This window comes from Streptomyces sp. NPDC036822 (genome assembly GCF_055609145.1).
This window is the reverse complement of record NZ_JBVJPY010000062.1, coordinates 1-1,893: the sequence shown is the minus strand read 5'-3', so window position 1 is coordinate 1,893 and position 1,893 is coordinate 1. Positions and strand designations below refer to the sequence as shown.

General features: G+C 67.8%; 2 protein-coding genes. Both read right to left on the bottom strand.

Annotation, left to right across the window (positions count from 1 at the left end):
* On the bottom strand, nt 1-350 hold a 350-nt coding region (locus ACZ68P_RS36180; RefSeq protein WP_471013619.1), incomplete at its 3' end, for an ATP-binding protein.
* Nucleotides 347-1,702, bottom strand: a complete 1,356-nt coding sequence (gene istA, locus ACZ68P_RS36175) for an IS21 family transposase (protein ID WP_471013618.1) — start codon at nt 1,700-1,702, stop codon at nt 347-349. The genes istA and ACZ68P_RS36180, both read right to left, overlap by 4 nt.
* Nucleotides 1,703-1,893 lie beyond the last annotated feature (191 nt).

Genomic DNA, 1,893 nt, shown 5'->3' with positions numbered 1-1,893 from the left:
TGTGTCTTGCCCACTCCCGGCGGCCCGAGCAGGGCGGCGTTGGCCTTGGCCTCGACGAACGACAACGTGGCGAGGTCCTTGACCTTGCGCGGGTCGAGCTCGGGCTGGAATGAGAAGTCGTAGTCGTCCAGCGTCTTGTGGTGAGGCAGTTTCGAAATCCGTAGGCCGGTGCGGAAGCGGCGGTCGTCACGGACGGCGAGTTCTTCGGAGAGGACCAGGTCGATGAAGTCGAGGTAGCCCATCTTGGCCTCGTCGGCCCGCTGGGCGTACTGGGTCAGGGCCTCGGCCAGGTGGGGCAGTCCCAGCTTGCCGGCCGTGTTGCGGATGCGGGTGGAGACCAGCTCGCTCAAGACGATTCCTTCGTGCTCGGCTTGGTGGTGAAGGGGCGGGTGCCGGTCAGCTCGTCATAGACCGACAAAGGCCGGCGGCCGACCTCGACCTGGGTGACCGCGGCCCGGTTCAGCAGTGCCGCCAGCGGCCCTGCCTGCGAGGCCGAGGCGTCGCGGCGGCGGGGCCGCGGCAGGCTCCCCTCACCGGTGGTGACGCGACGGCCGGCGCCCGTGGGCAGGCCGTCCCAGTGCTTCTCATCCACGATCCGGGCGCCTCGGCCAACCGCCCGGGGATGGACGGCCAGCAGGGTCTCGCCGTTGCGGTCGGGGCCGGTGGCATGCAGCATGACCTGGGACTTCGTGGCCCTGACTTCGACCAGCTGACGGGGGCGGACCTTGCGGGCCGGCACCGAATAGAGATTGGCGTCGAAGGCGACCAGACAGTCCTTGCCGACGTGGCGCAGATGCCGCTGAGTGACCACATAGGGCATCTGCGGCAGCGGGCGCAGGGCGACGTGGTCGCGGATCGCCCTGAGACCGATGACCTCGCCGTGGGTGCCGTGCACCTTCGCCCGCCGCAGCGGCACCCAGGCGGTGAACGCGGCGTTGAGCTCTTCGACCGAGGAGAAGGCCCGTCCGGCCAGGACGTGGTCGCGGACGATCAGCACCTGTCGCTCGACCCGACCTTTGCCCGTGGGCCGGTAGGCGGCCAGCACGTCGGGATCGAAGTCGTAGTGCCCGGCGAAGGCGACGGCCTCCGGATGCAGCGGAACGGCCTCACCTGGTGCGACATGCCGGCGGACCACCGTTTTGGTGCGGTCGTAGACGATCGACATCGGGACACCGCCGAAGTGGGCGAACGCCTGGCGGTGGCAGTCGAAGAAGGTGGCCAGGTCCTGGCTGGTGGTGAAGCAGCAGAACGGATCACGCGAGTAGGACAAGGTCATGTGGAACGAGTAGACCTTCGGGATTCCGACGTGGGCGAGGATCTTTCCCTCGTCACCCCAGTCGACCTGGGCCTGAGCCCCCGGGACTACCTCGAACCTGCGGTGGAGACCGGCCAGCTCGCTCGGGCTGATGCCCAGTTCCTCCGCGATGCGGGGTCTGGCTTCCTGCAAGTACATCTTGATCCGCTGGTAGCTGCCGGTGAACCCGTACTCGGCCACCAGGCGCTCGTGGATCACGGCCCCTTTGAGCAGGATCTCGGCCCGCAGCATCGCGTCGATCAACGGCGCGACCTCATCCACGATCCGCCGGTATGGCTGCCCGTTGGGAGCCCTTCGCGGTGGCGCGACCGGAGTCTCGCCCGACAGGTACTTGGCGACCGTGCGCCGGTTCAGCCCGGTCTCCTTCGCGATCTCCCGCAGGCTCATCGCACCGGACTCGTACAGGCCGCGAAACCGCCTCAACTCCAACCAGCGATGCGGATCCAAGACCACTCTCGCCGCCCTCCACCGACCCCGAACAGGACGACAGAAGACTCGCGCGACACCAACCTCACCGCATCAAGAACGGTGCACTTTCATCCGTACGCGGTGGTGCACGTTCACTTGTACGCCGACAC

Coding starts and splice junctions, on each gene's coding strand:
- istA (WP_471013618.1), bottom strand. CDS start 1,702: ATGAGCCTGCGGGAGATCGCGAAGGAGACCGGGCTGAACCGGCGCACG.